Raw genomic sequence first — 25179 nt, forward strand, 5'->3', positions numbered from 1 at the left:
CTACTTTTAAAAGCTTATCATGACAAAAAAATTAAAAATAGGCCTTTTAGAGTTTGGAATCAGAGAAAATTCACTTAACAATTCTAAAAAGTCATTATACGATATCATCGATTATGCTACAAGAGCAGACGAAATTGGGTTCTCAAGATTCTGGGTTACTGAAAATTATTTTTCAAAAGCACATGATATGGCCTGGTCTACTCCTGAAATGTTACTTCCTATATTATTAGGATTAACAGATAAAATAAAAATTGGAATTGCAGGCATTATTCTGCCTTTACAAAGTCCATTCAGAGTAGCTCATAATTACAAACTATTGTCAAGTTTATACCCTAAAAGAATAGATCTTGGATTTGTAAAAGGTCTGGTAGGCGAATATGATCTTCAATACTTTAGTACAGATGTGGATAAGGATACTTATTCTTCTTCCTTCCTTCCAAAACTGGAATCTACCTTAAGTTTCTTAAGAGAAGAAAGTGAATTTCTTAAAAAAGATTTAATCATTCCTCCTTATAAAGGTAATATTCCTGATGTATGGTATATGGGAGCTTCACACTCCGGATTGAATGTATCCTTACAACATGATCTTAATTTTGCAAGATCTATATTTCATACAGGATCCAACAAAGAATATTTAAAGGAAGAATTACAAAACTTTAAAGCAGAATACAAAGCAAAACATGGAAAGGAACCTTCTATGGTATTAACTTTTTCCGGCTGCTGTCATAAAACAAAACAAAAAGCAATAAAAGTTGCCCAAAAAAGTACCAATATCGATTTAAATAATATAAATCTTATTGGAGACGGAAGCTTTTTCCACGAAAAACTTCTGGAGTTTAAAGAATTATACGGATACAATGAATTTATCTTTAATAATATCTCCAGATCACACAAAGATTCTTTAACCGCTATCGAAATATTAAGCCAATATGTATAAAGATAAAATTGATTTTTTTCTAAACGAAATTTCAAAAAAATGCAATGAGGACAAAGCTGAAAATATTACCTTCAGCCTGGGCAGTAGTTATTATTCATTATTTTACAATGAGGATGTAGAGATTGAAAAAGTTGAAACCCTCATCGATATGGCTTCCGAAGCTTCTTATTATTCATTCGCCACTGGCAGTCTCGCGGTGATCTATTTTATGAGACTTTTACATACTGCCGACATTATTACAGATGAAGATATTGATGGAATAGAAGAAGATTCCATCGAATTTTTCTTAGAATTACTTGCTACCTGCGTAGACAAGAAAGAATATGACCTATTTACAGGTCTTATTGGCTTAGGTCTTTATTTTATTGAAATTCAAAGATTTGACACTGTAGCAAAAATAGTGTCATATATTGACCATTTAAAACATGAACAAAACAATTCATATTTCTGGATTGATCATATAGTAAAAGAAGATAATATTTGCGATCTGGGTCTGGCTCATGGTTTACCATCCATCATTTCCTTTTTAGCAGAATGTTATCATAAAAACTGTGAGAAAGAAACCTGCGAGAAATTAATCAGAGGAGCTGTTAACTTTCTTATAAAACTCTATGAAGAAAATAAAAATGCAGCCCATATATTTCCTTCAAAGATTAATGTAGTTACCGGTGAAAAACAATTATCAAACAGGCTGGCATGGTGTTATGGTGACTTAGGTGTAGCACTCAGCATATGGAAAGCCTATACCGTTTTGCAGGATGAAAACCTAAAAGACATCTGTCTTAATATTATTTTAAATTCTGCAAAAATAAGATTGGATCAATCGGGAGTATTCCAAAGTACAAAATATAATTGTGTAGACACAGGGATCTGCCATGGTACATCGGGAATATCTCATATTTTCAATAAATTCTTCAAAATTTTCCAACAGGAGGAACTAAAAGAAGCTCACGATTACTGGATGTCTATTACATTACAACAGCTCGAAAAAGGAATAAAATTCCCTTATGATCCTAAAAATGATGTATGGGTAGAACATACCGGCCTTCTGGAAGGTATTTCCGGAGTAGGGATGGTATTATTGGATTATCAGTATCCTGACAAAGCTAAGGATTGGGACAAAATTTATTTAATGAACATAGGATGAAATATAACGATATCGAAAGACTAAACTTTTATTTACTGAGAACTCCTTCTTTTCCACAAACAAATATTGAAGAGTGGGAAAAAGATATCAATACAGAAAGTTTCCGAAAAGCAATTTATCTATCTTCACCAGACTTATATGATCAGCTTATTCTTTGGGATAAAAAAAAACTGCCAAAAGAGAAAGCTGATAAAATAAAAAAATCTTTACTTAAGTACTGGCTAAGAATACATTTCAGAACTATTCCGTTTGGAACCAATGCCGGAGTAAGCATGGGACAATGGGATCACCATACCCTGATAACACTGGATAAAGAACAGGATAAAGTTTATGCCCGACTAGACATGCAGGTTATCCATGATATTGTTGAGCTACTGGAACAAAAAATATTAATAAGACAAGCCTGTACATATTACACTAACAATACAATATACAGTACTAAAAACAAATATCGCTATATTGAACCTTCTTCAAAAGATTCAATGCTGAGCTATGAGGTAATTTCTACAGAAAAAAATAAATATTTAAATTCAATTATAAAAGTCTGTCAGAATGGGCTGAAGCTTTCATCAATCATAGAAGTATTGGTCAATCAGGATATTTCCTATGAAGACAGCTTTGACTATATCAATGAACTTATCGATTCAAAAATTCTTGTCAGTGAACTTTCTCCAAAGGTTACTGATAAATATTTTCAGGATTCCATCTATCAGTTTTTAAAAGGAATAACAATTCCTGTTTCAGAAAAAAATAGCGATGATGCACAGCTTATCGCTCAGCTGATTTCCATATTTGAAATTGTACATGAAGTAAATGAAACCCGTGAAATAGGTAATGCTTTTGATAAGGCATATCAAATTTTAAGTACCATAGGAATCCTAAGCAGCAAGAAAAACGTCCTTCAAACCGAATTATTAAAAGGCAAGGTTTCTAATTCACTTAATAAGAATATTTTTAAAGATTTTAAAAAGGTAATTTCCCTAGCCTTTCAAATTGGAGCTGAGGACACTATTGAAGCACTGGAAAATTTCAAAAAAGTATTTACAGCAAGATACGATCAGCAGGAAATTCCTTTATTATTAGCACTTGATCCGCTGTCAGGTATCAATTACCCATTACATTCAGATCATGATACTCCTGACTTAATTGGGGGAATTCAGTTTAAGTCTGAAAATAAATCCAATATAATTCGGGGATCTCTAAAATGGAATGAATTTCTAGGTAAGAAATTAATTGATGCCGCCCAAAACAATAATCATTCAATACATCTTACCCAAGACGATTTGGTACCATTTTTACATGAAAATAAAAATGTTCCATTTTCAATGTCTTCGTTGATACAAATTTATGAAGATCAGGAAAAACAGCCTGTCATTTTCCATAAGTTCACAGATGGTCCATCATCATCAACTTATCTCGGACGTTTTTGTCATATGGATGACCAGTTGGAAGAATCTGTAAAAGCGGCTTTATTGCAGGAAGAAAATTTCTTTGAAGATCAAATCATTGCAGAAATTGCCCATACACCACAGCCAAGAATTGGAAATATTCTTCTAAGACCATGTTTAAGAAAATACGAAATCCCGGTTATTACTCCACATAGTACGGATAGTGAGCCAATTTATCTGAATGATCTGATGATTTCTATCAAAAATGATAGGATTATTCTTCGTTCCAAAAAATACAATAAAGAAGTCATTCCAAGTCTTTCATCTGCTCACAATTATAATTTACATAAAGTACCTCTTTATCATTTCCTTTGTGATCTCCAGTATCAGAATGCAAGTCCTTCTTATTCCTGGAATTGGGGGATGTTTACCAATTATGATTACCTTCCAAGGGTCATGGTAAATAATGTTATTTTATCAAGAACATCATGGCAACTTTCCTATGAGAAAATCTTTAATAAAAAACAGGCATCTGTAAATATTCTCAGAGATTACTTAAAAGAAAGGAAAATTCCGGAGATCTTTACTTTTGCAGAAAGAGATATGGAGCTTCCTGTATTCATGAATGAGGATGTTTCTCTGGAAATTTTGCTGGATCATCTCACCAAAGAAAAAAACATACGGGTTTTTGAAAACCTTTCTCATCAGTATGAAAGTATCGTAAAAGATACCAAGGGTAATATACACAGCAATGAGTTTCTCATTCCATGGAATAATATAAGCAGCAAAAAAAACAAAGCACTACCACTTTCTACCGTTAAAAATACGGTAACCAGAAATTTTGTTCCGGGAAGTGAATGGCTTTTTTATAAAATCTACAGCAGTCCAAAGGTTACCGATCAGATTATCAAAAATGCCATTTGCAAATTTGCCAATACCCTTATCAAAAAAGGGGTTATCAAAAAATGGTTTTTTATGCGATACAGCGATCCAGATCATCATATCAGGCTTCGTTTTTTGACTTCATCTGAGAATCACAGCATTTCAAATCAGATTTATCAGCTACTTGATAAATATCTAAATCAGGAAATGATTATCCATAAAATTGTTGTAGATACCTACAACAGAGAGATTGAGCGATATGGAGAATCTACCATTGATCATATGGAAAGTATTTTCCATTTTGACAGTGAATGTGTTTGTTCATTACTAAAAGAAGCAGAATTAACAGAAACAGTTACCTGGAAATTTGCTGTTGTAGGAATTGATAGAATCCTGGATGATTTTGGCTATAATCAAACTGAAAAAAGAGATATAATGAGCCAGCTTGCCAATGGATATGGCAGTATGGTTGATGAAGACTCCAAAACAGCCTTAAAAGATAAATACAGAAACCATAGAAGCGACCTTCTCCAGCTTTTGACAGAAAATAATGACATTAGTAAAATAATAAATATCAGGACAAAAAAAACTGCCAGTTATATTGCTGACATTAAAAAGTTACAGTCTGAACAGATCGTTAAATCAATAGTAATAAGCTATATTCATATGTTCATCAACAGAATGTTTGCTTCAAAACCTAATCTCTATGAATCTATTTTGTATTATTTTTTACACAAAAGTTATGACTCATTATTAAATATGAAAAAACTAACATAGAATGACCAGGATTGCTTTAATAAACTGTTATTTTGGAAAAAAATGGCCTTCCTATTTCAACCATTTCTTGTTTAGCTGCAAATACAATTCGGATGTAGACTTTTTAATATTTACTAATCTGGAAGCCCCTTTTCAAATAGCCAATGTTCATTTTATAAAGATCAATGATCTAAGTGAATTCAGTAAAATTGCCAGTGAAAAACTGAATTTATCTATCAATATTTTGGATGGCTATAAACTGTGTGATTTTAAACCTGCTTATGGCCTTATTTTTCAGGAATATTTGAAAAATTATGACTTTTGGGGATATTGCGATATTGATATCATTTTTGGAAACATCCGATATTTTCTTACCGAGAAAATATTGAAAAATATGATGTTATTTCGCCCCTTAAAAATTATCCCGCGGGATTCTTTACTTTATTCAGAAACAATGAGCAATGCATTAATCTTTTTAAACAGAGTAAAGATTACGCACATATTTTAGAAAATAGACGACACTTTTGTTTTGATGAATGTAACTTTGAATTTGACCTTGTTCATACCAAAGATATTACAGATATCACCACTGAAATTGAAAGCTTTACACTTGTTTTAAGAAGACTTGAACTTCAAAAGGAAATTAAGTATTATCATAAAAATATAGTACAGGAATTTACCTATTCAGCAGTAGTTCATCATTGGGTAGAAGGAAATATTGTTAATAGTATAACTGAAAAGCAATACCTACTGATTCACCTTATCAATGTCAAAGACAATCAGTATTTTTTTATTGATCCAATTAAATTTAAAGGCAATTTTTCAATTTCTCCAAAGGGCATCAATTATTCATTCAATAAGCTAACCTACTCTTTAAAGAAAATAAAGGAAAAAATAAAGGAAAACAACAGACATATCTATTACAGGTTTTTATTGTTCAAATCGAAACTTCTCTCCTATACCGAAAAACAACACGTTAATTTTCTTGAAGAACAATCGTATAAAATTGGAAGATCCCATATTATTTTTTATCCGCAGGAACAGAACAAACTTGTTATTCTTAACGTACTAGAGCAAACATTTCATTACAATCAGTTTTCTCTTTATAGGCTTAAAAACAATAAATGGATAGGAGTAAACAAAAATGCAATCAGTACTATTGACTTTCATTTTAAAAATAAAGAAAGTATTCCTTATAAAATAAGTATACACAATACAAGAAATCGCATCAGCGAAAATGCATATTATATCTATTAAAAACTGTCGCATTCATGATTGAAAAAAATAACTATTTAACCTCTTTTAATTTTTTACTGAAAAAATTTATTCAACAAAATATAAAAGTCAAGAAAATAAAAGACTACCACATCCCGGTGGAAGATTACAACTTTTTCAGTTTTTATAATATATTAAAAGATGATTTTGATATTGAAGCCATGGTAGTAAGACTGGAACATGAAGATCTTGAAGAGCTGCCTTTTCCTGCTATAGCATTCTTAAAAATCAATGGTGGTAGTTTTGTTTTAATTAATGATTATAAAGACGGAAAAGTATATTGGGAAAATGAAGTATATGGAAGACAGATCAATACATTCAGTCTTTTCAAAAGAATAAGTGACAACGTATTTCTGATCTCTTAATCCTACATATCTATAAAATTATATAAAAACAAAAGGTGAACATTATCTGTTCACCTTTTATATTATTAAATATTGTATTATAATTCTTTTCTTAATCTCGCAACCGGAATATTAAGCTGTTCACGATATTTTGCAATCGTTCTTCTTGCAATATTATAGCCCTGCTCTTTTAGGATCACCACTAAGGCATCATCCGTCAATGGTTTTCTCTTATTTTCTTTACTAATAACCTCCTGAAGGTGGGTTTTAATCTCTTTAGTGGAAACCTCTTCCCCGTCATCATTGGTTAAACTGTCTGAGAACAGATCCTTAAGGTAAACAATACCGTTTGGTGTATCTGCATATTTACTTTTTACTACTCTGGAAATGGTAGAAATATCAAATCCAGTAATATCCGCAACATCCTTTAAGATCATTGGTTTCAGAGATTTCTCATCACCGGTAATGAAATAATCTTTCTGAAACTTAACAATAGCTGTAATTGTTTGTAGCAAAGTATTCTGACGCTGATTAATGGCATCAATATACCATTGGCAGCATCTAACTTCTGTTTTATAAACAAAGCTGCCTGCTTGTGCTCAGAAGAGTTTTTATCGTGTGAGTATGTAGTAAGAATGTCTTTATATTCTTCAGAAACTCTTAATGTAGGTGCATTTTTACTGTTCAGCATAGGAATCACCTGGCCATCCTTCACCTGAATAACAAAATCCGGGATAATTTCCTGGTTGATGGTAATGGTTTGGGTATCGAAGTTTCCTCCAACTTTAGGGGACAGCTTTGAAATTTCTTCTAAAGCATCCTTAAGATCTTCTTCCTCAATATCGTATTTCTGAATGATCTTGTTATAATGCTTATTGGTTAAGGCATCAAACTGATATCTCAGAATATTGGCAGCTAAAGAAACAGCTTTATCAGAGCTTACTTTCTTTTCAATCTGCAATAATAAACATTCCTGAAGGCCTCTGGCTCCCACTCCTGGCGGATCCAGTTTCTGAACATAGTTCTCAAGGATATCATCCACTCTTTCTTTAGTAGTATAAATACCCTGAGAGAAAGCAAGATCATCCACAATAGATTTGATCTCTCTTCTCAGATATCCGTCTGTATCAAGGTTACCGATAAGATATTCTGCAATCTTCAGATCTTCTTCACTGATATTCACCAGGTGAATCTGTTCTGTAAGATAATCATATAATGACTGTCCTTCAGTTAGAAGGCTTTCATTGTCAAATTCTTCATCATCCGGAGAGTAGTTACTGGATGCGGTTTTATAGCTTGGTTCGTCGTCGTAAAGATATTCGTTAACGTCGAAATCTGTTTCAATGCTTTCTGTACCCTCATCCTGATAAGCATCTTCCAGGGAAGAATAATCATCCTCCTTAGAATCCTCCTTTACAATTTCCAAAGCAGGGTTTTCTTCTAACTCTCTCTCCAACTCCTCTTCAAATTCAAGAGTATGAAGCTGAATAAGCTTCATCAACTGGATCTGCTGAGGGGCCAGCTTCTGTCCTAATTTGAGTTGTAAGTGTTGTTTAAGCATATTAATATTGGCGTTTTAACATAACATATTCTACGAATTTAATAAATTTATTTGATAAAAAATACATTTAGCATGATTTTTGCTTTATACTTTTTTAATAATAAACTATTTAAAAATAAAAAAAGCCTTAAACAGAAGTTAAGGCTTTTTTTATGATTCTAGAATTCAGCACTTTTCGGCGTCCTAGGGAAAGGAATCACATCTCTGATGTTTGTCATTCCTGTTACGAAAAGAACTAATCTTTCTAACCCTAAACCGAAACCAGCATGCGGAACAGAACCGAATTTTCTGGTATCTAAATACCACCAAAGCTCGTGTTCATCTACATGCATTTCTGCCATTTTCTGTTTTAAAACGTCTAATCTTGCTTCTCTTTCCGATCCACCGATGATTTCACCGATACCTGGGAAAAGAACGTCCATTGCAGCAACCGTTTTGTTGTCTTCGTTCAGCTTCATATAGAAAGCTTTGATTTCTTTCGGATAATCGAACAATACAACCGGGCACTCAAAGTGTTTTTCAACCAAATATCTTTCATGCTCAGACTGAAGATCTGCCCCCCATTTTTCAACTGGGTAAACAAACTTTCCTTTCTTATTTTCTTTTGAGTTCAATAAGATCTCAATAGCCTCAGTATAGCTTACACGTTTAAAACGCTTAGCGATTACATTCTGAAGTTTTTCGATAAGACCTTCTTTTGCTCTTTCTTTTTCCGGTTTTGATTTTTGTTCTTCTTCAAAACGCTTGTCTAAGAACTCAAGATCATCTTTACAGTTGTCTAATACATACTGAATGACATATTTTAAGAAGTCTTCTGCAAGATCGATGTTATCTTCAAGGTTATTGAAAGCAACTTCCGGCTCAATCATCCAGAATTCTGCAAGGTGTCTTGTTGTATTTGAATTCTCTGCACGGAAAGTAGGTCCGAATGTATAGATTCTTCCTAATCCCATAGCTGCAGTTTCACCTTCAAGCTGTCCTGAAACCGTAAGGTTGGTTTTCTTACCGAAGAAATCTTGTGCAAAGTCAATTTCTCCTTCTTCAGTTCTTGGCATATTATTCAGATCGAAGTTGGTAACTCCGAACATTTCTCCTGCCCCTTCAGCATCAGCTCCTGTAATAACCGGAGTATTGATATAGAAGAACTGGTTTTGGTTGAAGAATGAATGAACTGCAAAACTTACTGCGTGACGTACTCTGAAAACAGCTCCAAATAAGTTGGTTCTGAATCTTAAGTGTGCCTGCTCACGAAGTTTCTCTAAGCTGTGTTTTTTAGGCTGAAGAATGGTACTCTGAAGCTCTTCTGTAAAGTTATCTCCTAAAATAATAATCTTTTTAGCAACAATTTCTACAGATTGTCCTGCTCCCTGGCTTTCCACTACTTCACCTACTACTTTAAGAGAAGAAGCTGTGCTAATATTCTTGATAAGTTCTTCATCAAAATTTTCGAAATCAACAACTATCTGCAAATTATTAATCGTAGAACCATCATTAAGTGCAATAAAGCGATTAGCACGGAATGATCTTACCCATCCGTAAACTGTAATGTCATGATGTAATACTTTCTTGTAATCCTTTAGGATTTCTTTGATCGTTTGCTTTTTCATTTGTTGATAATAAATTTTTATATAAAAATTAACGGTTGCAAAGTTACAAAAAAACGGCGCAACTTGATGATTGCGCCCTCTTTAAAAATCATTTATCAATTATTTAATACATTAATTAAAGAAAATGGTCTTTTTTCTCTGCTTTCCGCTCCTGATTTTCAGGGTGTGATAACAGCTTGGAACATCATTTTGCCATTGTGGAAGAAATAGGATAATCAGGATAACATCAATATGAGAAATCAATCCCAGAATCACAGCCAGATCAAAAGACCAGCCTGTTTTCTGGAAACCGATCAGATAAGTAAAAGCTAACAAAAGGCTCAGTCCCCACATTTTAGCTAAAAAAGCATGAGTACAGGTCTCTTTTCCAAATTTCCAGATGCTGACGATATAACACAATGCTTCCATAATGAAGATCAAAAGAATACTCTTCCATTCATTAATAATCAGATCCGGATTTAGAAAATAGGAAGCAAACCCTAGAGATACCCAGAAAATAAGATCCGTCTGGCTGTCCATTCGTCTTAATTTTTCTGAAGATACACCTGTTTTACGGGCTATAATTCCATCAAAAATATCGGTAAACAGCCCAAAATACATTAGGATCATTATATATTTACGAGCTGTTTCTCCTACATAATATCCCAGATACAATATAACAAAAGCTGTAATAAAACGGGATAAAATTAATAGATAAGGTATATTTTTCATGATATTTATTTTTAATTAATTCTTTTAAATTTTTCTGCATAATTGATGGTATACCCGGCCCAGAAAAAGAGTAAAAAAGCGCCACTGTTATCTTTATAATTCTGAATCAACAGATGATGGTCTTTTGTTAAACCTATCCTTGACTGGGAAATCTCACAGCCACCCAGCAAATAAGGAACTCCATGGCATTTTGAGACATGATTGTTAAGTATGAGAAGACCTTTCTTTAGTTGAGCCTGATATTTAAAAGTATATCTAAGTTCCTCTCCTTTTAAAAATATAAACTCTAATTCATAAGTCTTTCCCTTCACTAACGGAACCGATTTAATAACGAGTTGGTCACAATCATTAACTAATGTATTTTTTACAGCCAGCATTCTTCCTATATTTCCGTCAGTTCCAGATTTTAAGTTATCATGATTGATGTATTCATAGCCATTATATTGATATTGCCCATCAATCATATGAACATTTTCTTTCTTCAACCCCGAAAGATCATCCTTAATCATTTCCCTGCTGAAACTCACACATGAGTTCAGGCTTAATACTATTGCTGTACTCGCAGCTATTAAAACAATATTTCTCATGGCTATCCGTTTGTTTTGGGTTTCTTAAAATTCCAGTTGATGAAGGGAAGTTTTCGTTTTCCGTTTTCATTCCATCCTCCTATTTGAATTCCACGAAAATCTTTACAGCTATTATAAAGTCCAATCTGAAGGCCCCTACATTTTTGTCCTACATTAGCAAACGGTGCTACAGAAACCCCTTTTATTTCATGATGCAGATTGTACAGTGGAGAAACAGCCATACCGTTCGTTACCGCATATGTATTTATATTGCTCGAAACATTTATTTCCAGCCCATTGGTAACCGTTGGCTCCATATTGATTAATGATAACTGAACTCCATTAATCTTATTCATTTTATTTTCCGGAACAACTTCGTAATCATCATTCAAGCTTCCTTTACTCATAGCATCCGACAAATTAAAAAACAGCAAAGCGGGAAAAAAAACTCCAATGATATTTCCCCCAACTCCCAATCCGTTTACTTTTCTAGGTGTAAAATCCCCATCCTCTTCAAAGTATTTAAATAAAACACCATTAATATTTCTGGTATTCTTTGAAGGGGAAAATCCAACAACCTGGGGTTTCAAAGAATCAACTTTTATTGTGTCTGAAGCATAGATCAGACTACTAAATAAAAGCATGGGTATTAAAAAAAATTGTGCTTTCATAACTCATGATTTTAAAATTATATTTCAAAATTATCAGCAGAAAGCGCAGTATTGAATGTGAAAAAAAATTAAAAAAAATATCATGTTTGCGAAAATCACAAAACACATCTGTAAAGGTATTTCCAAAAAAGATTTTTGCCTTGAAAAAAAAACTACATTTGTGAAAATCACAAAGCCATGCATCAGGAAACTTTATTAAAGGAAATCCGGAGAAAAATAGGTGACAAATCGCTAAATGACGAGATTGCCAATATTCTTAATATCAGTTATGATGCTGCCCATCGAAGAACTTCCCTAAAGGCTAAATTCAGTTTTGAAGAAGCTCTGGAACTTGCCAAATATTATCAGATTTCCTTAGACCAGTTTCTGGGAACAGAAAATCAATTGGTAGTTCAAAGAACTCAACCTGTAAAAACCACTGATGATCTTTTAAATTACTTTGAAAACTCTCTTAGAATTCTGAATGTTTTTCAGAATATTACCAATTCCAAAGTCTATTACTCAGCTAAGGATATTCCATTTTTCTACACAATTTCAGATTCCGTTTTATCCCGTTTTAAATTTTATGTGTGGATGAATTTATTAAATCAGGACAAATTTTTAAGTCCTTTTCATGAGTTTAACATGGAATACCATTCGGTAAAAAATGAAATGCTCAGAGATTTATATGATAAGCAGAATGTAACAGAAATATGGAATGACACCACTATCATGAGCGCTTTAAGACAGATCTCTTTTTATTCTGAAATGGGATTGCTAAAGAAAAGCGATATTGAACTGATTCTTGAAGATCTGAAAACTTATTGGCAGAACTGGAAAACAAGACACTGGAAAAATCTAATTTTCAGATTTACATCAATGATCTGGTGATTTTAAATAACAGTATTTTGTTTAAAAATGAACAGCAATGTTCCTTTTTTATTCCATTCAGTATGTTCGGATATATGATGACAAATGATAAAATTACCTGTGAAGATTCTTTAAGCTATTTTGAACATCAGATTAAAAATTCAAGATCTTTGAATGAATCCGGAAACCGCGAAAGAAAAATGTTCTTTAACAAAATGCATGAACAGATTGAGCAACTTAAACATCATTTATCATGAAAACTTTATATCATGGCGAATACTTTGGTCAGACCAATGAAATTGTTAATCTTGACGGATTAACAATCACAGATACAGAATATACACATCCTTATGTAGACTGGCATTATCATGAGAATGCTTATTTTACTTTTCTACTGCAGGGAAATATGACTGAAGGAAATAAAAAAGAAACATACGAGTGCTCTGCAGGAACGTTACTGTATCATCACTGGGAAGATCCGCATTACAATATTAAACCAGATATATTTACCAGGGGTTTTCATATTGAGATTTCACAAAGATGGTTTGATCAATTTGATTTTCAAAAAAATAAAGCAGAAGGTAGTTTTAATATACAGGATCCTTCTTTGAAATTATTGATTTATAAAATTTTTAAGGAAAATCAAGGAAAAGATAACGCCTTTGAATTAGCTGTTAATCAACTTCTGTTAAATCTTTTCAGTCAGTTCACTATTCATAAAGATAAGATTGAAAAGAAACCCATATGGGTCAACCATATCAATGAAATTTTACACGAAAGCTTTACAGAAAAATTAAGCCTTGCTGAGCTTTCCACAATGGTGAATATTCATCCGATTCATTTAAGCAGAGATTTTCAGAAATATTTTCATTGTAATTTGGGTGAATATCTCCGAAAATTAAAACTGAATAAATCACTGGAACTTCTCACCCAAAAGACTTCATTAACAGATATTGCAATGGAATGTGGATTTGCAGACCAAAGCCATTTCATCCGTTGTTTTAAAGAAAATATTGGAGTAACACCTCTGAAATACAGAAATTTTCTGAGAAAATAATGATGTTAATTCCATTCTATTTTATAAGATAAAAGCCTTTTATTTTTGCTAAAATATTTAAAAATGAAAACTCTACTGCTGCTAATCTTTACTTTCACATTTTATTTTTATTCTGTCCAAGGCCAGAATATTCTTACACCTGAAAAAATTGAGAGCCCAATTCAAAAGAAATATTCCGGAAAAATTATATTTCTGGGAAAAAGCATCAGCCTTGAAGATGTAAAAGAGGATGATATTTTATCTTCTGCAACTTTTCAGGAAGATAAAAACCTGAGTATTCATGCTTTTTTTGATAATTCTCTTGTAAACTATCTGCATCAGCTTGAACCAACATTTACTACTGAGAAGTTACTGAAAAACGGAAATTATCAGTTTTCATTTTATGTGGACGGAAAATTGATTTATAAAGAAAACTTAAATACCGGAGCAGGTACTGCGGAAAGTAAAAAATTAAAAACTACTTTCAGAATCCCGCTCATCAGTAACAATAATGAGGATTCATGGGGAAGATATTTATGGATGCGCTTTTATTTAATTCATGATGGGATTGATGCTTTAGCAAGTGGAAATCATATTTTAAAAATTGAAATCCGTCCTTATCTTAAAACAACATCAATACAATCAGGTCCCATTATCGCTGAGGGGGAAATCAGTATCATTGTACCACAAAAAAATATTTCGGAACAGCAAATTTCTGTTCAACCTATTCAATCTAACAGTGGATGGAATATTTCTAATGAAAAATATGACCAGGAAATCATTAGAAATTTAAACAGAAAAATAGCAGAAGAGAGATTTAAAAATATAACAAGTATTGTTGCTGTAAAAAATGGAAAGCTTTTATTAGAAGAATATTTTAATAATTCAGGAAGAGATTCTTTGCAGGATACACGATCTGTAGGAAAATCTTTTTCTTCAGCATTAATGGGAATTGCTATAAAAGAAAAATATATAAAAAGTGAAGATCAGAATTTAAAAGCTTTTTACAATCTGGAACAGTTTAAAAACTATTCTCCTAAGAAAGACAGTGTCACTATCAAAAGCTTATTAACGATGAGTTCGGGCTTTGATGGAAATGATCAGGATAATGATTCTCCCGGTAATGAAGAAAACATGTATCCTACTGACAATTGGGTGAAATTTGCGTTAGATGTACCTATGACCACTAATACAATTGGCAAGAATTGGAACTACTTTACTTCCGGAGTTGTCATCACCGGAGATATCTTAGATAAATCTGTTCCAAAAGGGTTGGAAAACTATGCTGATAAAAAATTGTTCAAAGCCCTTGGAATCACCAATTATAAATGGCAGTTTACACCTCAAAATAAACCTTCCCTGGCTGGAGGATTAAGAATGAGATCTTTAGACTTCGCAAAATTCGGGCAGCTTTATAAGAACAACGGAATATGGAATGGAAAAACGATATTAGATAAAACCTGGGTTCAAAAAACTTTTACAAACTATTTTCCTGACTCTTCAGATTTTGAAGGATATGGATATTTATTCTGGAGGAAAGTTTATAAAGTAGGAAATCAAAGTTTTGAAGCTTATCAATCCAATGGAAATGGCGGAAATAAAATTATTATATTCACTCATATTCCCTTAGTAATAGTAATTACAGCAACAGCCTATAATAAACCTTATGGCCATTCACAAGCGGACAAAATGGTAGAGCAGTATCTATTACCTGCTCTTCAATAAGTAAGGCGGATTAATAAAGAAAAAGCAGCGAAATTTACTCGTCTTTCTTTGAAGGAACCAGAAATACATCAATAAGACCTTCAGGAAGTACCATTTTAATGGTTCTTTCTTCTCTGTCTACGTCAAGAATCCAGTCTTTGATCATAGGAATAACCACTTCTTTACCATCCAGATTGGTGATGAAATACACCTGTGCAGTCTGATCGTTTACAGATCTGATCACGCCACAATTATTGTTATTTTCATCAAGAATTTCAAATCCTATGATTTCGTGGTAATAGAATTGTTTCCCAGTAAGTTTTGGAAGAGAAGCTAAAGGAAGGTAAACATTTTTGCCTAAAGACTGGTCTACCATAGCTTCAGAAGAGTTTTTGAACGCAATGTTCAGAGCATCCAGTTTGCTCCATGATGATTTTGCAATAAAAAATGGAACCAATAATCCGTTGATTTCAACGAATATTGATTCCAATTTATTGTAAAGCTCGGGTTGATCGGTATCCAATTTAAGAATAACGTTCCCCGCAAGTCCGTGTCTGCGTGTAATTTTCCCCAACAAATAGCAATCTTCTTTACGCATAACCGGAAATGTTCTTAAGCTTCAGTGTTTTCTTCAGTTTCAGCAGCAGCTTCTCCTTCTGTAGCAACTTCTTCAGCAGGTGCGTTTGCAGCTTCTTCAGCAGCTTTAGCATCAGCTTCAGCTTGTGCAGCAGCAGCAATTCTAGCTTCGTTTACTTTTACTTCAGCTTCTAAAGCAGCTTTCTTAGCATCAGCTTTAGCAGTAGCTAAACCGTCAACTTTACCTTGTACTTTAGATTCTTTAGCGTCTAACCAAGCGTTAAATCTTTTTTCAGCTTCAGCTTGATCAAAAGCACCTTTAGCTACACCACCTTGTAAGTGTTTTTTGTAAAGAGCACCTTTGTAAGATAAAATAGCTCTAGCAGTATCAGTAGGCTGAGCACCGTTGTTTAACCACTGTACAGCAGAATCAACGTTCAACTCGATAGTTGCTGGGTTAGTAATTGGGTTGTAAGTTCCTAGTTTCTCGATGAATTTACCATCTCTTCTAGCTCTAGAATCTGCAACCACGATGTGGAAGAAAGGTTTTCCTTTTTTACCGTGTCTTTGTAATCTGATTTTTACTGACATAATGTTTGAATTTTACGGGAACTCGTCCCAGTTAAATATTTAAGAGTGCAAAGATAAAATAAATTTTTCAATTAGGTCATTTGAAAATGAAATAATTTGATTTTTTTACATAATCTGAAGGAAAGGTAAAACTGTAGAAATAATAACAGAAATAAAAACAGCTAAAAATACAATTATATTATCTCTTGTTTTACCGGTAATCATTCTTATAACAATATAATTAATAATATAAACCGGCACCAACAAAAAAAATGAAAACTGAGCTGTGTATAAAACAACACTATATAAAAACAACATCCCAACAACAGAGGCTATAACAACTCCCAGCAAGCTTTTATAAATTGTTTTCTGATCTACTTTATTATTTTCTTTTACTTTTAAAAATTGGTTAAATTTATCTGTAATAAAAAGATTCAGTTCTCTCTTGTCCATAAGTTCTGAAGAAATTCCCTCCAAAATAAGATGTAAGTCATCTCCTTTCTGTACTCTATTATGAACCTCAAATGAGACTCTCCCTTTTTCTTTGATTAGAATCTTTCTATACTCAGCCTTCTTTACAAATTCATTATAATTGAATTTTTGGTTGATCGCTTCACGCATTTCATCATTGATGGTACCTGTATGGTCAACCATATAGAGATAAGCAACAAGCAAATCTTCTTCATTATAATTCCTGTAAATATTTTTCATATTATACAGCTCCCATATAGAAAAGTCCCAGACATTTCTGGTTTTCCTCAATCGTCAAAGATTCTCTCAAATGATCTACAATTTTTGGAGAACTCCAATAGCAACCAATATTGTTTGCAGTACAGCTTAAATACATGTTCTGAACCGCCATAGAAGTAGCCGCAATCTCTTCCCACTCCGGAACCATGCCGCTAAAATTAACAACAATAGAAACAACAACATTAGCTTTATTGATTTTAAAACCAATATCATTATATTTTTTCTCTAAGAATAACTGTTCGGGTTGAGTAGCTTTATAGATAGCCTGCATTTCTGAAGCCAGTTTTGCCTTTTCTTCTCCTTTAAATATTTTGAAACGCCAAGGCTTGGTACGTTTATGATTGGGAGCTAAAGTTGCTGAATGTAAAATTTCATCAATAACTTCCTGTGAGATTTCCGCATCGGTATAATCTTTAGGGAAAATACTTCTTCTCTGCTCTATAATTTCTTTTAAAACTTCTGCTTTATTCATAGAGACAAAAATACAACATGTAAGTTAATTTTCAGGATGATGGGATAAGATTTTAATACGGGATTTGGGGTTCGGGATACGAGTTATTATGGTACAGGATTTTTCTGAATAAAGTTTTGTTGCAGACCAACATCAATGATGAATAGTCAGTTCCTTTGCTTATCAATGCTATCAGTCAAATCATTTACGATTCACTTGCGAAGCAACATTCATAATGGATAATAAAAATTATAATACCTCTATTATTTTCTGATGAATTTTATTCAAAGTAAACTCGTCACCAGCTTTCATTCCCATCATTTTTTAGCCATAGGACTTTCGGAAGAAATAGCATAAAAGCGATCTCCTTCAAAAAAGAATTCTCCTAATGATACAGAAATGTAGAAACGGGCTTTATTGGTAATCACCAAAGAACCCAGCTGAACCCGGTCTGTAGATGTATTCAGAACCTTCCCCATGTTTCGTTTGAGATCATTTAAGGCACCAAGCTGTCGCTGCATCTGATAAATTTCCTCCTGCATTTCTTCCCGCATACTGTCATATTTTGGGGTTTTCTTGATATCACGGCTGGCCTCCAGAGTAAATTCGATGAAGTTTTTAAGCTTCTCAATTTTTTCTGTAATGGTATTTTTTACAAAGTTTCTGATGTCACTTTTTTCAAATACAATCTTCTCCATACAATCGTTTCTTTATATAAAGATAATATTTTTAGAATAATATTTCAATGGCTTAACATAAAATAACTCTCCCTAAATATTTCATCATTTAAAAAAATATTCTTTAGTTTTGTCTTTTTAAAACTAAAAATCATGTTTAAAGCACCATTTTCATTTGAGGGAAGAATCAGGAGAACAGAGTATGGATTATCATATCTTGTATATCTTGTATTTTCTGTACCCTTTAATATTTACTTTCAACGTAACGAACCATCAACGGGTGTTATGTCAATATTCTTCCTTTTACTGATTCCGTTTCTTTGGTTTCTTCTTGCACAGGGAGCAAAAAGATGCCACGACAGGGGAAATTCCGGTTGGTATCAATTAATTCCTTTCTATAGTTTATGGATGTTATTTGCTGACAGTGATCACGGACCTAATGAGTATGGACCTAATCCTAAAGGTGAAGGAAACTATAACTCGATCAACGAGATTGGACAGAAAGAATTGTAATAAAAAAGCCTTGTAAAATTTACAAGGCTTTCATTTTATTTTTCAGCTAATTTTTTCAGATCTCCTAGTCCCTGACCAAACATTTTATCCATATTGCTGTCCATCATAGGTTTCATGATCTTCATCATAGCATTCAGTTCATTATCAATTTTCCAGGTTACTTTGGTTCCTGCACCTTCGGGAGTTAATACAATCGCACTTTTAGCATTTCCCTCAAAAGGTTTTATAAAATGAAGCTGAGTTCCCAATTTTTCATTAGGTACTATTTCCATAATAGACTGCTCTCCTTCACTGTCATCTCCTTTCCAGTGATAAGAATCTCCCATTTTATCTCCTTCCCCGGAATACGTAATCTTAATATTTTTTATTTCTTTTGAAAAAGGATCCCACATATTATATCCTTTTAATGAACCTGCATACTGCCATACTTTTTCTTTGGGAGCATTGATGACAACAGATTTTTCATAGTGATAATCTTTACTGAAGGCCAACATGGCTATAACAGCATACACGATAACCAGCAAAATGATGATGCCGATAAATTTTAAGAGTGTTTTCATAGTCTATATATTTAAGGTTATTTATTTCAAAATGAGTCTCTCATCTGTTTTCAAAATTAAATATTCTGACACCATCCCCTCTTTTCATAGGACAAGATTATTTAAAGATAAGGCATTTTTGTCATAACTTGGCTTTCAGGCATTATTTTTGAGCATTTCAGCAGGGATTCCCCGATGAATCCTTACATTTACGTTTAACTAAAAATCGAAAAATGAATATTTTAACAGAAAAATTCAACACACCATATCACTCAGCACCGTTCGGTGACCTTAAAAATGAAGACTACCTTCCTGCTTTCAAAGAATTAATTCGGCAATCTGAGGAAGAAATTAATGCTATTGTTGACAATTCTGAAGCCCCTACTTTTGAAAATGTTATTGAGGCATTAGCGTATTCCGGTGAGCAACTGGATGTGGTATCAAATATCTTTTTCAATTTAAATTCTGCAGAAACCAGTGATGAGATCCAGCAGATTGCCCAGGAAGTTTCTCCGATATTAACGGAATATTCTTCTAAAATATCTCAGAATGAAGCCCTTTTCAACAAAATCAAAAAGGTTTATGATGAAAAAGAAAAATATAATCTTAATGAGGAGCAGCGGATGCTTTTAAATGAAACTTACAAAGGCTTTGTAAGAAGCGGTGCCTTATTAAACGAAGAAGACAAAGAAAAATTAAAGAAGATCAGCATGGATCTTTCAATAAAGTCTCTTCAGTTCGGACAAAATGTACTGGCTTCTACCAATGCCTACTTCAAGCATATTACAGATAAAGAACAATTAGCCGGAATTCCGGAAGCTATTATTGAACAGTTTGCTGAAGAAGCTAAAGAAAGAAACCTTGAAGGCTGGGTAGTAACTTTACAATACCCAAGCTATATTCCATTCATGACCTATGCGGAAAACCGTGAACTTAGAAAAGAGTTGGCATTAGCTAATGGTAAAAAATCTTTTGACGGTGGTGAATATGACAATCAGAACCTCATCAAAGAACTTCTTCAGTTAAAACAACAGAAGGCTGAGCTTTTAGGGTATAAAGACTATGCAGATTACGTCCTGGAAGAAAGAATGGCAAAATCTCCGGTAAAAGTTATTGACTTTTTAAGCGAACTTTTAACGAAAGCTAAACCCTATGCTGATAAAGAGATTGAAGAATTAAAATCTTTAGCCAAAGCTGATGGAATTGAAGACATGCAAGGCTATGACCACGCTTTTTATGCTGAAAAACTTCGTAAGCAGAAATTTGATCTTAATGATGAAGAGCTGAAGCCTTATTTCCCATTAAACCAAGTGCAGGATGCTGTTTTTGGATTAGCTGGAAAATTGTTCGGATTAACTTTTGAAGAAAGAAATGATATTCCGAAATACCATGAAGATGTAAAGGTTTATGAAGTAAAAGAGAATGGAAACTACAAATCACTTCTATACGTTGACTATTTCCCAAGAAAAGGGAAAAGAGCCGGTGCATGGATGACCAGCTATAAAAATCAGTACAAGCAGAACGGAGAAAACTCACGTCCGCATATCTCCATTGTCTGTAATTTTAGCAAACCAACAAAAGATACACCTAGCTTACTGACATTCCAGGAAGTGACGACTTTATTCCACGAATTCGGACATGCTCTTCACGGAATGATGGCAGACACTCAATACCCTAATCTATCAGGAACCTCTGTGAAATGGGACTTTGTAGAGCTTCCATCCCAGTTCCTGGAAAACTTCTGCTACGAACCTGAGTTTTTAAAAACATTTGCCAAGCATTATAAAACCGGGGAAGTTCTTCCTGACGAAAAAATTGAAAAAATCGAGCAGTCTAAAAACTTTATGGAAGGTTACCAAACATTAAGACAATTAGGTTTTGGTTTACTGGATATGAATTACCATACAAAAGTGGCAGAACTGGAAAATAAAAGCATAAAGGAGTTTGAAGATCAATACACCAAAGCTACAACCCTTTACCCTATCAATTCTGAAACGGCAATGAGCCCAAGTTTCTCTCACATTTTCCAGGGTGGATATTCTGCGGGATATTATTCTTATAAATGGGCAGAAGTATTGGATGCGGATGCCTTCCAGTATTTTAAGGAAAACGGAATCTTCAACTCTGAGATTGCAGCCAAATATAAAGTACTTCTTTCTTCAGGAGGAACAAAAGATCCTATGGAGCTTTATAAAGCTTTCAGGGGAAGCGAGCCGAAAGTAGAGAGTTTGTTGAAAAGAGCTTTTGGATAATAAAAAGTATTGTATAAAAGAAAACCTTCACAAACAAATGAAGAGCATATCACAAAGACTTGAAAATGTAAAAAAACTTCAGGCAAAGAGATGGGAAAATGAGGATCATTGGGATACATTAAACGATCTTTTGGTTAAAGAATTAGATGAAATCTTACTTATTGAACCTGAGAATACCTCTGCACTCATCAATATTGGAGCAATTTACTCTGATATGGGAGAAAATGAGAAAGCTATAGATTATTTAAAAATGGCTTTGAACCTCGGTTCGGAAGATAAAAACCTTTTCATAAACCTGGCTATCGTTATGATTTACATGGAAAAGCATCAGGCTGAATATTTAGAATATCTCGAAGATGCTGAAGGGAAAGTTGAAGACCCGCTTACTTTTAAAGCCTATTTTGACCCTCAATCTCATTAAAATGATGATAGAAAAACTAAAAAATTAGAAGCAGCTTTTAATACCTCATTAAAAGCTGCTCTTAATAATATTGATCCTGAAAAGATTAATGAAATCCTAGACAACAGAGATTCTTCAACATTTTCAGAGGCATGGATGGAAGCTTACCAGGCTGTTGATGAAAAAACAGTAGATGAAGAAACTGAAGATGCTGTTAATCAGATCAGAAAAGAGATTTTTGTCTCTATTTTTAAAGCTACAGGTTCCTCTGAACTGCCGGCTTATATTTCTGATGACTTTGGATTGATCTCATCTTATTTTATTCATGATATTGAAAACAGTTGGGCCACCAATTTGTTCTTCACCTATCTTAATCACCAAATTCCTCAGGGAGAACTGATGAAAACGGATAAGACAATGAAGGAACTGATTTCATAAAAGGCACTGTAATTTTCAAAATAACAAAAGATGAACACCATTGAACAACTTTACCAGACTTTAGATCAACGCCGCCGTCCCGAAGATGTTGCGGAAATGATCGTTGAGCTGATGAGCAGACAATTAGCCATTCACGAGCTTGCTACTTTGAACAAAGCAGCCAACCGTTCTCTGAAAAACAGTGTTTATGGCTATACCTCAATGCTTGAAACTTTTGGAAAAGCCATTGGTGCAGATAAACAGATCAAAAAGGCCGTTGAGATCTTTAAAATAGATGAAAAAGAAAACTCAAATTATTATAGTGCAGATAGAATTGAAACATTCTTGAAAGAAGTTTCCCCACTCATTCATAAAGAAGTTGGAGAGAATAATTTCAAAAGCGACCGGCTTAATAAGGATCTAAGAAAACTGGCTGGGCTGGATATTTCCAAACGAAATTACAATAAGAAATGGAGGCTTTTAAAACGAATTGAAATAAGGCTTCAGAAATTCATTCATGAATCAAAAAAACTTGAACTTCAGAAAATAGCCAAACACGGACTTTCTCACACCATCAGTTTTGAAGATTTCAGTAAAGATTTAAATACAGCCTGTTTTATTGCTTATTTCAATGCAAGAAGTAATCTAAGAAGTACATTTACTAATCAAAGTCAGGAAAGACCATTTGATGAAATATGTGAAATGCTGTTCAACAGATGTCTGAAAAATCCAGATGAAACACAATGGGAAGCCATTTCCTATATTTATACTGATGCTAAAGTTCTGGAGTACCTGAGTGATGAGCAAAAAGGAAAGCTCTTAGGAAAATGGATGGCTATTCTTCAGGAAATTTCTGATTTTCTGGAAGAACTTTGGAATGAGAACGATATTTACAGGAAAACCATGGCTGTAAAAAAAGGTAATGATTCCACTACATGGAACAATACGGCCGGAGCCTGGAATAAAGCAAGAGACAACTGGATGAACTTAATTTACGCTCTTGATCTTGATTTTATTCTTGATGATATTTGTTTCGGAAAAGTGATGCGGTTAATGGCTGCGGATGTTATCGCCTGGCATCTGTCAACCGGCGGAAAGATTGATCCCAACACAGAAGTTTGGAATTTAGTACCTTTGCCTTGGGAGGTTTTTCAGGAAAGAATTTTCTGTAACAAAGAAATGATTGTCAATGCCTGCAAAGAAGCAGGAATTGATCCCGAAAAATCAGGTTGGATTGCTCCCCGCATTCATGGAGTAAGTCAATTTAAGCCTACTCCGGAATTGGTACATGGAGTAACCGTTTCCAATCCTTTTCTGGCTAAGATTTTAAGACAAAACAAATATTTTTCAGGAAAACTCTGAGAACAAAATAAAGGATAGGTTAGTTCAGTGGTAGAACTCCTGGCTCTTTAACCGGGTTGACGCAGGTTCGAGCCCTGCACCTATCCTGATTTCTGATATAGCTCAGCGGCAGAGCACCCGGCTCTTCATCCGGGAGGACACAGGTTCGAGCCCTGTTATCAGACCTATAAGAAATAATATAACTGTGAAAAAAACACACTTCATTTACACCCTTCCATTCCTATTCTTTTTAAGCTGTAAAAACGAAAAGAAAGATTCCATCATTGAAACAAAAGCTCCGGAAATTAATCAGGTAAAGAAAACAGATTCTTTAGTTACCACAAAAATAGACTCTGCTCAGGTTTCAAAAGCATTGAAATATAAAGGAAATTTTAAAGAAGGATTCCAATGGAAAGATAAAACCGGAGAATATATAGTGTTTACTTCAGAAACAGGAGTTTACATCAATGAAAATTTTCCGCATGAAAATGATGGAAGTGATGCTGAAGTTTTTGCCCAATGCTATTCTTTAGGAAATAATCAATTGGTATGGAAGGTAAACGATTTTATCAAAGACTGTATGGTAGATATTGATGCCGCATTTAAGACCAATACTCTAAATGTAACAGATCTTGATAAAAATGGTATTGCTGAAGTTTGGATGATGTATGAAATAGCTTGTAAAGGAGATGTAAGCCCTTCAGACTTAAAGGTCATCATGTATGAAGGAAACCAAAAATTTGCCATGCGCGGGCAAACGAAGATACGAACAGGAATAGAAAACCATGGTAAACCGGTATTTGAAGGTGGGTCTTATACCTTTGACAAAGCCTTTAAAGAAGGACCGAAAGAGTTCAGAGACTATGCTGAAAAATTGTGGAATAAGAATATGGGTGAGTAATTTAACCGTTTTTCCATCATATTAAATTCTATACCTTTGAGAATAAAACAATATAATAACTTTTAAAAATTCACATCATGTTTTTAGCTATTGTACTTCCCTTTCTATCTTTTATTGTCAGAGGAAAAGTTCTTACCGGAATTATCTGTTTCATTTTACAGATTACCGTCATTGGCTGGCTTCCTGCTGCTATTTGGGCAGTGATGTCTTTAAACAATGCCAGAGCGAATGAACGAAATGAAAAATTAATCCGTGCTGTGCGTGAGGGCAGAAAATAAAATCATTTTATAACTATACATTCAATCCTTTATTTCAGTAAAGGATTTTTTGCAAAAAAGTTTGAATAAGCGTTTTAAAA

Annotated in this window: 26 protein-coding genes, 2 tRNA genes and 1 pseudogene; 18 read left to right on the forward strand and 11 right to left on the reverse strand. The window is 33.6% G+C overall.

Annotated elements, in window-relative coordinates; translation table 11 throughout:
• Positions 1–19 precede the first annotated feature (19 nt).
• The 5 genes from BOQ64_RS20180 (at position 20) to BOQ64_RS20195 (ending at position 6750) form a co-directional block, all read left to right on the forward strand.
• On the forward strand, positions 20–937 hold the full coding sequence (locus BOQ64_RS20180; RefSeq protein ID WP_129054923.1) for an LLM class flavin-dependent oxidoreductase: 918 nt from the start codon (positions 20–22) through the stop codon (positions 935–937).
• Complete coding sequence (locus BOQ64_RS20185; protein ID WP_129054921.1) at positions 930–2084, forward strand: lanthionine synthetase LanC family protein; 1155 nt, start codon at positions 930–932, stop codon at positions 2082–2084. Before BOQ64_RS20180 ends, BOQ64_RS20185 begins: the two co-directional genes overlap by 8 nt.
• Entirely contained in the window at positions 2081–5131 is a 3051-nt protein-coding gene (locus tag BOQ64_RS20190; RefSeq protein ID WP_129054919.1) for a lantibiotic dehydratase, read from the forward strand. Before BOQ64_RS20185 ends, BOQ64_RS20190 begins: the two co-directional genes overlap by 4 nt.
• A 1-nt stretch (position 5132) precedes the next feature.
• Positions 5133–5618, forward strand: coding sequence for a DUF6625 family protein (locus BOQ64_RS24965; protein ID WP_410494435.1), 486 nt, complete (start codon positions 5133–5135; stop codon positions 5616–5618).
• A 763-nt stretch (positions 5619–6381) separates the two neighbouring features.
• Positions 6382–6750, forward strand: coding sequence for a cysteine peptidase family C39 domain-containing protein (locus BOQ64_RS20195; protein ID WP_129054917.1), 369 nt, complete (start codon positions 6382–6384; stop codon positions 6748–6750).
• Positions 6751–6827: 77 nt separating this feature from the next.
• On the opposite strand, the pseudogene rpoN reads toward BOQ64_RS20195, so the two are convergent.
• From rpoN to BOQ64_RS20220, 5 genes and pseudogenes are all read right to left on the reverse strand, one after another.
• Positions 6828–8290 (reverse strand): annotated as a pseudogene (gene rpoN, locus BOQ64_RS20200) (RNA polymerase factor sigma-54).
• Between the two features lie 158 nt (positions 8291–8448).
• A complete protein-coding gene (gene asnS, locus BOQ64_RS20205) occupies positions 8449–9897 on the reverse strand; it encodes an asparagine--tRNA ligase (protein ID WP_129054913.1) in 1449 nt (482 codons plus the stop codon).
• A gap of 111 nt (positions 9898–10008) precedes the next feature.
• On the reverse strand, positions 10009–10608 hold the full coding sequence (locus tag BOQ64_RS20210) for a CDP-alcohol phosphatidyltransferase family protein (RefSeq protein WP_129059824.1): 600 nt from the start codon (positions 10606–10608) through the stop codon (positions 10009–10011).
• 11 nt (positions 10609–10619) lie between these two features.
• Positions 10620–11195: a hypothetical protein gene (locus BOQ64_RS20215; RefSeq protein ID WP_228448492.1), complete on the reverse strand. Its 576-nt coding sequence runs from the start codon at positions 11193–11195 to the stop codon at positions 10620–10622.
• 2 nt (positions 11196–11197) lie between these two features.
• Positions 11198–11845 carry an LA_2272 family surface repeat-containing protein gene (locus BOQ64_RS20220; RefSeq protein WP_129054910.1) on the reverse strand — a complete coding sequence of 216 codons (648 nt, stop codon included), beginning with the start codon at positions 11843–11845 and terminating at the stop codon, positions 11198–11200.
• A gap of 177 nt (positions 11846–12022) precedes the next feature.
• On the opposite strand from BOQ64_RS20220, the gene BOQ64_RS20225 reads away from it, so the two are divergent.
• The 4 genes from BOQ64_RS20225 (at position 12023) to BOQ64_RS20235 (ending at position 15455) form a co-directional block, all read left to right on the forward strand.
• Positions 12023–12715: a helix-turn-helix domain-containing protein gene (locus BOQ64_RS20225; RefSeq protein ID WP_228448493.1), complete on the forward strand. Its 693-nt coding sequence runs from the start codon at positions 12023–12025 to the stop codon at positions 12713–12715.
• Between the two features lie 17 nt (positions 12716–12732).
• On the forward strand, positions 12733–12951 hold the full coding sequence (locus tag BOQ64_RS24235; protein WP_228448494.1) for a hypothetical protein: 219 nt from the start codon (positions 12733–12735) through the stop codon (positions 12949–12951).
• Complete coding sequence (locus BOQ64_RS20230) at positions 12948–13751, forward strand: AraC family transcriptional regulator (protein WP_129054906.1); 804 nt, start codon at positions 12948–12950, stop codon at positions 13749–13751. Before BOQ64_RS24235 ends, BOQ64_RS20230 begins: the two co-directional genes overlap by 4 nt.
• Positions 13752–13814: 63 nt before the next feature.
• Positions 13815–15455 carry a serine hydrolase domain-containing protein gene (locus tag BOQ64_RS20235; RefSeq protein WP_129054904.1) on the forward strand — a complete coding sequence of 547 codons (1641 nt, stop codon included), beginning with the start codon at positions 13815–13817 and terminating at the stop codon, positions 15453–15455.
• Between the two features lie 34 nt (positions 15456–15489).
• Here BOQ64_RS20235 and rimM read toward each other — a convergent pair whose 3' ends face one another.
• The 5 genes from rimM to BOQ64_RS20260 form a co-directional block, all read right to left on the reverse strand.
• Entirely contained in the window at positions 15490–16032 is a 543-nt protein-coding gene (rimM, locus tag BOQ64_RS20240) for a ribosome maturation factor RimM (RefSeq protein ID WP_129054902.1), read from the reverse strand.
• Between the two features lie 14 nt (positions 16033–16046).
• Positions 16047–16601, reverse strand: a complete 555-nt coding sequence (locus tag BOQ64_RS20245) for a 30S ribosomal protein S16 (protein ID WP_129054900.1) — start codon at positions 16599–16601, stop codon at positions 16047–16049.
• Between the two features lie 105 nt (positions 16602–16706).
• On the reverse strand, positions 16707–17291 hold the full coding sequence (locus BOQ64_RS20250; RefSeq protein ID WP_129054898.1) for a hypothetical protein: 585 nt from the start codon (positions 17289–17291) through the stop codon (positions 16707–16709).
• A 1-nt stretch (position 17292) separates the two neighbouring features.
• A complete protein-coding gene (locus tag BOQ64_RS20255; protein WP_129054896.1) occupies positions 17293–17802 on the reverse strand; it encodes a nitroreductase in 510 nt (169 codons plus the stop codon).
• A gap of 296 nt (positions 17803–18098) precedes the next feature.
• Entirely contained in the window at positions 18099–18479 is a 381-nt protein-coding gene (locus BOQ64_RS20260) for a hypothetical protein (RefSeq protein WP_228448495.1), read from the reverse strand.
• 132 nt (positions 18480–18611) lie between these two features.
• Between BOQ64_RS20260 and BOQ64_RS20265 the strand changes: the two genes are divergently transcribed.
• Complete coding sequence (locus BOQ64_RS20265) at positions 18612–18971, forward strand: DUF805 domain-containing protein (protein WP_129054894.1); 360 nt, start codon at positions 18612–18614, stop codon at positions 18969–18971.
• A 35-nt stretch (positions 18972–19006) separates the two neighbouring features.
• Here BOQ64_RS20265 and BOQ64_RS20270 read toward each other — a convergent pair whose 3' ends face one another.
• Positions 19007–19531, reverse strand: coding sequence for an SRPBCC family protein (locus tag BOQ64_RS20270; protein WP_129054892.1), 525 nt, complete (start codon positions 19529–19531; stop codon positions 19007–19009).
• A gap of 212 nt (positions 19532–19743) precedes the next feature.
• On the opposite strand from BOQ64_RS20270, the gene BOQ64_RS20275 reads away from it, so the two are divergent.
• From BOQ64_RS20275 to BOQ64_RS20310, 8 genes are all read left to right on the forward strand, one after another.
• A complete protein-coding gene (locus tag BOQ64_RS20275; RefSeq protein WP_129054890.1) occupies positions 19744–21762 on the forward strand; it encodes a M3 family metallopeptidase in 2019 nt (672 codons plus the stop codon).
• Between the two features lie 37 nt (positions 21763–21799).
• Positions 21800–22183: a tetratricopeptide repeat protein gene (locus BOQ64_RS20280; RefSeq protein ID WP_129054888.1), complete on the forward strand. Its 384-nt coding sequence runs from the start codon at positions 21800–21802 to the stop codon at positions 22181–22183.
• A 135-nt stretch (positions 22184–22318) separates the two neighbouring features.
• Positions 22319–22600, forward strand: coding sequence for a hypothetical protein (locus tag BOQ64_RS20285; RefSeq protein WP_129059826.1), 282 nt, complete (start codon positions 22319–22321; stop codon positions 22598–22600).
• A 30-nt stretch (positions 22601–22630) separates the two neighbouring features.
• Positions 22631–23941 carry a hypothetical protein gene (locus tag BOQ64_RS20290; protein WP_129054884.1) on the forward strand — a complete coding sequence of 437 codons (1311 nt, stop codon included), beginning with the start codon at positions 22631–22633 and terminating at the stop codon, positions 23939–23941.
• A gap of 12 nt (positions 23942–23953) precedes the next feature.
• Positions 23954–24028 (forward strand) — tRNA-Lys (locus BOQ64_RS20295).
• 4 nt (positions 24029–24032) lie between these two features.
• Positions 24033–24105 (forward strand) — tRNA-Lys (locus BOQ64_RS20300).
• Between the two features lie 20 nt (positions 24106–24125).
• Complete coding sequence (locus BOQ64_RS20305; protein WP_228448496.1) at positions 24126–24821, forward strand: M949_RS01915 family surface polysaccharide biosynthesis protein; 696 nt, start codon at positions 24126–24128, stop codon at positions 24819–24821.
• 77 nt (positions 24822–24898) lie between these two features.
• Positions 24899–25099, forward strand: a complete 201-nt coding sequence (locus tag BOQ64_RS20310) for a YqaE/Pmp3 family membrane protein (protein WP_185147091.1) — start codon at positions 24899–24901, stop codon at positions 25097–25099.
• The last annotated feature ends 80 nt before the right edge of the window (positions 25100–25179 follow it).

The sequence above is a fragment of the Chryseobacterium sp. CH25 genome, assembly GCF_004119455.1.
GTDB lineage: Bacteria > Bacteroidota > Bacteroidia > Flavobacteriales > Weeksellaceae > Chryseobacterium.